General features: G+C 65.4%; 8 protein-coding genes. 1 reads left to right on the top strand and 7 read right to left on the bottom strand.

The window, feature by feature from the left end:
* The 4 genes from EPN98_RS07125 to rpsL all read right to left on the bottom strand — a co-directional run.
* A partial coding sequence (locus EPN98_RS07125) for a GTP-binding protein (protein ID WP_293345763.1) occupies positions 1-119 on the bottom strand: 119 nt, incomplete at its 3' end.
* A 48-nt stretch (positions 120-167) separates the two neighbouring features.
* Entirely contained in the window at positions 168-2246 is a 2079-nt protein-coding gene (gene fusA / locus EPN98_RS07120) for an elongation factor G (protein WP_293361955.1), read from the bottom strand.
* A 104-nt stretch (positions 2247-2350) separates the two neighbouring features.
* Complete coding sequence (gene rpsG / locus EPN98_RS07115; protein ID WP_293361953.1) at positions 2351-2824, bottom strand: 30S ribosomal protein S7; 474 nt, start codon at positions 2822-2824, stop codon at positions 2351-2353.
* Between the two features lie 11 nt (positions 2825-2835).
* The gene (gene rpsL, locus EPN98_RS07110; RefSeq protein WP_068877582.1) at positions 2836-3207 is read right to left on the bottom strand and encodes a 30S ribosomal protein S12; all 372 of its coding nucleotides are present in this window, start codon (positions 3205-3207) and stop codon (positions 2836-2838) included.
* A gap of 400 nt (positions 3208-3607) precedes the next feature.
* On the opposite strand from rpsL, the gene EPN98_RS07105 reads away from it, so the two are divergent.
* A complete protein-coding gene (locus EPN98_RS07105) occupies positions 3608-4333 on the top strand; it encodes a hypothetical protein (protein ID WP_293361951.1) in 726 nt (241 codons plus the stop codon).
* On the opposite strand, the gene EPN98_RS07100 is transcribed toward EPN98_RS07105, so the two are convergent.
* From EPN98_RS07100 to EPN98_RS07090, 3 genes are all read right to left on the bottom strand, one after another.
* Positions 4334-5440 carry a ferritin-like domain-containing protein gene (locus EPN98_RS07100; RefSeq protein ID WP_293361950.1) on the bottom strand — a complete coding sequence of 369 codons (1107 nt, stop codon included), beginning with the start codon at positions 5438-5440 and terminating at the stop codon, positions 4334-4336.
* Positions 5441-5549: 109 nt separating this feature from the next.
* A complete protein-coding gene (locus EPN98_RS07095) occupies positions 5550-5879 on the bottom strand; it encodes a zf-TFIIB domain-containing protein (protein WP_293361948.1) in 330 nt (109 codons plus the stop codon).
* 63 nt (positions 5880-5942) lie between these two features.
* Positions 5943-6420 (bottom strand): prolyl oligopeptidase family serine peptidase (locus EPN98_RS07090; RefSeq protein WP_293361946.1); only part of this gene is annotated, 478 nt, incomplete at its 5' end.

Here is a 6420-nt window from a genome sequence, read left to right as displayed (position 1 = left end):
CCCGCCTTCGCCAGCGTCATCGTGATCGCCGCCGTCAGCGTCGTCTTCCCATGGTCAACGTGACCAATCGTGCCGATGTTGCAGTGCGGCTTGTTACGTTCGAACTTCTCTTTGGCCATTTCAAGCTCCAGCCCTGTCCGGGCTTGTCCTCTAAACTAGGGTTGGGATTAGGCGTACTTCTTGATCACTTCGTCGGCGACGACTTGCGGCACCGGGTCGTAGTGGTCGTATTGCATCGTGAACTGCGCGCGCCCTTGGGAGAACGACCGCAGGGTATTGATGTAGCCGAACATGTTGGCCAGCGGCACGAAGGCCGTGACCACCTGCGCGTTGCCGCGGGTCTCGGTGCCCTGGATCTGGCCACGCCGCGAGTTCAGGTCGCCGATGACGTCGCCCATGTACTCGTCGGGGGTCAGAACCTCGACCTTCATGATCGGCTCGAGCAGCTTCGGGGCGCCCTTTTCACGGAGCTCCTTGAAAGCCGCGCGGGCGGCGATTTCGAAGGCCAGGACCGAGGAGTCCACGTCGTGGAAGCCGCCGTCGTACAGCGTCGCCTTGAAGTCGATCAGCGGGAAGCCGGCCAGAAGGCCGTTTTCCTTGGCCGACTCCAGGCCCTTCTGCACGCCGGGCACGTATTCCTTCGGCACCGAGCCGCCGACCGTGGTGTTCTCGAACACGAAGCCCGATCCAGGCTCGCCCGGCTCGAACTTGATCTTCACGCGCGCGAACTGGCCCGTGCCGCCGGTCTGCTTCTTGTGCGTGTAGTCGATGTCCGTCGACTTACCCAGGCTCTCGCGATAGGCCACCTGCGGCGCGCCGATGTTGGCTTCGACCTTGTAGGTCCGCTTCAGGATGTCGACCTTGATGTCGAGGTGAAGCTCGCCCATGCCCTTCATGATCGTCTGGCCCGACTCCTGGTCGGTGTGGACGGTGAAGGACGGGTCCTCGGCGACCATCTTCGCCAGGGCGACGCCCAGCTTTTCCTGGTCGGCCTTCGACTTCGGCTCGATGGCGATCTCGATCACCGGCTCGGGGAAGTTCATCTTCTCGAGGATGACCGGCGACTTCGTCGGGTCGCACAGCGTGTCGCCCGTGCGGGTGTCCTTGAGGCCGGCCAGCGCGACGATGTCACCGGCGTGGGCTTCCTTGATGTCTTCCCGGTTGTTCGAGTGCATCAGCAGCATGCGGCCGACACGCTCGCGCTTGTCGCGCGTCGAGTTCAGCAGGCCCATGCCGGTCTCGAGCTTGCCCGAGTAGATGCGGCAGAAGGTGAGCGAGCCCACGAAGGGGTCGTCCATGATCTTGAACGCCAGGATCGACAGCGGCTCGTCGTCCGAAGCCTTACGGACCACGGGCTCTTCGGTCTTGTAGTCCAGGCCCGGCGTCGGCGGGATGTCCACCGGCGAGGGCAGGTAGTCGACCACGGCGTCTAGCAGCGGCTGCACGCCCTTGTTCTTGAAGGCCGAGCCCGCGAGGATCGGATAGAACGCGCCGGTCAGCACCGCCTTGCGGAGGCACTTCTTGATCACCTCTTCCGAGGGCTCCTCGCCCGACAGATAGGCTTCCATGGCGTCGTCATCGAGCTCGACGGCATTCTCGATCATGTAGTTGCGGGCCTCTTCGGCGTCCGCCTTCATGTCGGCCGGGATCTCTTCGTCGTGGTAGTTGGCGCCGAGACCTTCCGAGTCCCAGACCACCGCCTTCATGCGAACCAGGTCGACGACGCCCTTCAGGCTGGATTCAGCGCCGATGGGCAGCTGGATCGGCACGGCCTTCACGCCCAGCCGCTCGCGGATGGTCTTGAGGCACATCTGGAAGTCGGCGCCGATCTTGTCCATCTTGTTGACGAACACGATCCGCGGAACGTTGTACCGGTCGGCCTGACGCCACACGGTTTCGGTCTGGGGCTCCACGCCCTGGTTGCCGTCCAGCACCGCCACGGCGCCGTCGAGCACGCGCAGCGAGCGTTCGACCTCGATGGTGAAATCGACGTGCCCGGGGGTGTCGATGATGTTCAGGCGCTTGCCATTCCAGATGGCGGTCGTCGCGGCCGACGTGATCGTGATGCCGCGCTCCTGCTCCTGCTCCATCCAGTCCATGGTGGCGGCGCCGTCGTGGACTTCGCCGATCTTATGGGACTTGCCGGTGTAGTAGAGGATCCGCTCGGTCGTCGTGGTCTTACCGGCGTCGATGTGCGCCATGATGCCGAAGTTGCGGTAGTCTTCGATTTTATGCGTGCGGGGCATAGCGGATGCCTTGCGAAAAGGGGCTGTTCGGAAGCGGCTGAACGAACGGCGCGGGCGGTTTATCTCAAACCGCCCGCGCCGGAAAGCTCACTTGGTGGTTGGGCTTACCAGCGGTAGTGCGAGAACGCCCGGTTGGCTTCGGCCATCTTGTGCGTGTCTTCACGCTTCTTGACGGCAGAACCACGGTTGGACGAGGCGTCCAGCAGTTCGCCGGCCAGCTTTTCCGTCATGGTGTTCTCGCCACGCTTGCGCGCCGCGCTGATCAGCCAGCGGATGGCCAGCGCCTTGCGGCGCTCGGGGCGAACTTCGACCGGCACCTGGTAGGTGGCGCCGCCGACCCGGCGGCTGCGCACTTCGATGGCCGGAGCCACGTTTTCCAGGGCGGTGTGGAAAGTGTCCAGCGGGGCCAGGTCCTTACGGCGGGCTTCGAGAATATCGAAAGCGCCATAGACGATGGTTTCGGCCACGGCCTTCTTACCTTCGTACATCACGTAGTTCATGAACTTGGTGACGACGAGATCCCCGAACTTCGGATCGGGAAGGACGACTCGTTTGTCTGCGCGACGGCGACGGGACATCTCTGAATTCCTTACTTCGGACGCTTGGCGCCGTAGAGCGAACGGCGCTGGCGACGATCCTTGACGCCTTGCGTGTCGAGCACGCCGCGCAGGATGTGATAACGGACGCCGGGCAAGTCCTTCACGCGGCCGCCACGGATCAGGACCACCGAGTGTTCCTGCAGGTTGTGGCCTTCGCCGGGGATGTAGCACACAGCTTCGATGCCGGTCGTCAGGCGCACCTTGGCGACCTTACGCAGAGCCGAGTTCGGCTTCTTCGGGGTCGTGGTGTAGACCCGGGTGCACACGCCGCGGCGCTGCGGGCAACCCTTCAGGGCCGGGACCTTGTTCCGCGCCGGCTTGTTCTGCCGGGGCTTGCGGATGAGCTGGTTGACTGTCGGCATCTATTCTCGCTTCGTGGAGGCGTGTGCCGTTTGGCCGGGGCGCCTCGGTTGGATCGTTGTGGTTCTTCGGCTTCGAAACCGACCGACGAAACGCGAACAATCGCCGGATCGCCATTGCGGGCGTTCCGACGGGAGCGGCTCATCGGAGCTGGGAAGAATCCCCCGGCCTCGAAAGAGCGCGCTACATAGTCGGGAAGGGCCGGCGCGTCAATCTCGTGCGCGGCCGTGCGGCCGGTTGCGACATGGCCATGAATTCGCCTCGCCGCGGCCCCTTCCCTAAGGCTCAGCTCCGACGCGCCGCCGGGCCGCGTGGCAGCTGGCCTGCCATCCAGATGGCGGGTCAGCGGGTTTATAGGAAGCGCTGTCCCCGCGGCAGCGCCTTGGGGAACAGGGAGAAGCGATGCCGGCGGCGCGTCCGAGCCGGAAGTACGCGATCGTGGCGGCCTCGGTGGCCGTTCACGCCGTGCTGCTGGCCGCCGTGGCGCTGCACGCGCCTCGGCTACGCGCGCCGCTCGAGGACGCCGGCCCGCCCGAAGCGGTGATCCCCGTGTTGATCCTGCCGCGCGCGCCGCCGGCCAACGCCGCGCCGGGGGCCAAGCCCACGCCCATCCGCTTGCATCGCCGCCCGCAGCCCTTCGCCGACAAGGCGCCGCCGATCGCGCCTCTGGTTGCGCCCGTCGAGACGGCCAAGCCGACGCAGGAGCGCACGGCGCCCACACCGGGGCCCCGGGTGCTGACCCTGCCCAGCCAGGAAGACGCTTTCGCGGCGAATGCGCGCAATGCGCTGCGTTCGCGGCTCAACTGCGACGATCCCAAGCTGACGCGCGACGAGCGCGAGGGCTGTCTCGACCGCTTCGGCGCCGCGGGCGGGAGCGCGCCGGTGCTGGGCCTGGGCGTCTCCCGCGAGAAGGCCGCCGAGCTCGAGGCCGCCGCGCGCCGAAAGGAGCAGGACTACGGCTACAAGCGCTCGGCCGCGCCGGCGGGTAGCGGCGCCTCCAGCACGGGCCGCAACGCCGGGGCCATCGAGCGGCCCGGCGACCCGAACAAGGGCATGGGCGCCTCCACCGACGACCTGGGCCGCATGACCGGCAACGACTCCCGGCGCGAGCTGAGAGCTCCGTTCTGATCAGGCCGCGATGCGCGCCTTCATTTCCAGCGGAGCCTCGAGGACGGCCCAGTCGATGGCGCCGTCGTGCTGCAGGTTCTCGAACTCGAGGACGCCCAGCTCCTCGAACTTCGGCCGGATGGCCTCGGTCAGCAGGCCCACCCGCTTCAGGTTGGGGATCATCCGCTCGAACAGGAACTTGCGGAAGGCCTGTCCGCCCTGGCTCCTGGCGTTGATCTCAAGCGCCTCCTCGCGGGTGAAGCCGAACTCTTCGGCGACGTTGGTGGAGATCAGACGGTTCTTCATCACGACGCAGGCCTCGTAGGCGAACTGCGCGCGCTCCTCGATTTGCTCTTGAGGCAGGGCCCGGATCCAGTCTTCCAGATAGTTCACGCCGAACGCCACGTGCCGGCCCTCGTCACGCATCACCAAGCCCACGACCTGCTTGAGCAACGGGTCGGGGGTGGTCTCGTGGATCGTCTGGAACGCCGCCAGCGCCAGGCCCTCGATGAGGATCTGCATGCCGATGAACTTCAGGTCCCAGCGCTCGTCGGTGAGCACCTTGTCGAGCAGGAACTTCAGGTTGGGGTTGATCGGATAGATCATGTGGCACCGCTCCATCAGGTAGCGATGGAACACCTCCACATGGCGCGCCTCGTCGAAGGTCTGAGAGGCGGCATAGAGCTTGGCGTCGTGCGTCGGCGCGCAGCTGACCAGCTGAGAGGCGACCATGAGGGCGCCCTGCTCCCCGTGCAGGAACTGAGACAACGTCTGGGCCGACGTGCGGCGCATGAAGTCCGCGCGCTGTTCCGGCGAAAGCGCCTTCCACTTCGGGTGGTCCTTGAACCCCTCCGGCCCCTCGCCGTCCGACAGCTGGCGCGGCTCGGCCTTCAGGGTCCAGTCGACATCGAGTTCAGAGTTCCAGTTGAACCGCTTGCCCAGCTCGTACAACCGGCGAATCCGGCTGTTGGCAGCCTCATAGTCCCAATTGTAAGAGCCGGTGAGCGGCGTGCGGAATATCTCGCGGATCACCTCGACGTCGTGGTCGGTCAGGCGATGGGCGAGTTCGTCATCGTCGAAGTACTGGACCTCGGACGGCGGTCCCTTGACCTCTTGCACCTGCAGCATCGCGATCTCCCTTGCCCCGCCTCTTGCGGGCTTCGGGAGATCATAAAAGTGACGCAGGCGTCATCTTTGACGCAGATCAAAACCGGACGCCTGCCGGCCCTCAGGTCGGTCAGTCGAAGATGTCGAAGATGTCGAAGCGCTTCTTCTTCTTCCGGTAGTGGTAGTCGTCATCGTAGCGGTGGCCGCCGTGCTTCTGGTCGTAGGGGTGGCGGCGTTTCCAGTCGTCCGGGTCACGATGGAAGTCCGAGACCTCGCGCTCGAACCGCTGCCGGTCGTGCTGCTGGCCGCTGCGCTCCTCGCGCTGGCCTTCGAGCAGCTTTTCCAGCTCGCCGCGATCCAGCCACACACCCCGACAGCTGGGGCACATGTCGATGTCCACGCCGGAACGGTTCACGTTCTGCATGGAGGTGTTGCAGTTCGGGCAGAGCAGCAGGGGCACCGGCAGTCTCCTATGGGTATACGCGTGATGTAGTGATTCATACGCGTATACCAAGGGCTGACGTCAATTCACCGGCAGGTTCTTCGCCAGGAACCGTTCGAGGGCTTCCAGTGTCTGGATACGGGTGGCGGTCCTGGTGAGGTAGTGGTTCTCGTCGGCCAGGATCACCAGCTCGTGGGGCTTCCCCGCCGCCTTGAGTCGATCGGCCATCAGCTGCGACTGGCTTGGTAGAACGACCGTGTCCTTGTCGCCGTGTATCAGCAGGATCGGCGCCTTGATCGCCGCCACGTGGCGAGCCGGCGACATCGCGAGGATCTTGTCGCCGTCGCTAGCGCCGAGTTGACTGCGGAGATCTTCAAAGCCGGCGCTGGCCCGGCCGTACAGGCGCGCTTCCTCCGAGAGAAACAACCCCAGGTCGCCAATGCCGGCGATCGAGGCTGCGCATCGATAGGCGTCGGGGTGCAGCGCCGCGCCCGCAAGGGCCGAATACCCCCCGAAACTCGCGCCTACGATGCACACGCGCGTGGCGTCGATTTCGCAG

The organism is Phenylobacterium sp., from assembly GCF_004299445.1.
Lineage (GTDB): Bacteria > Pseudomonadota > Alphaproteobacteria > Caulobacterales > Caulobacteraceae > Phenylobacterium.
This window is presented reverse-complemented; position numbering and strand designations above follow the sequence as displayed.

Excerpts from the sequence above, each read along its gene's own strand:
- rpsL (WP_068877582.1), bottom strand. The coding sequence starts at position 3,207 with ATGCCGACAGTCAACCAGCTCATCCGCAAGCCCCGGCAGAACAAGCCG.
- EPN98_RS07100 (WP_293361950.1), bottom strand. The coding sequence starts at position 5,440 with ATGCTGCAGGTGCAAGAGGTCAAGGGACCGCCGTCCGAGGTCCAGTAC.
- rpsG (WP_293361953.1), bottom strand. The coding sequence starts at position 2,824 with ATGTCCCGTCGCCGTCGCGCAGACAAACGAGTCGTCCTTCCCGATCCG.
- EPN98_RS07105 (WP_293361951.1), top strand. The coding sequence starts at position 3,608 with ATGCCGGCGGCGCGTCCGAGCCGGAAGTACGCGATCGTGGCGGCCTCG.
- fusA (WP_293361955.1), bottom strand. The coding sequence starts at position 2,246 with ATGCCCCGCACGCATAAAATCGAAGACTACCGCAACTTCGGCATCATG.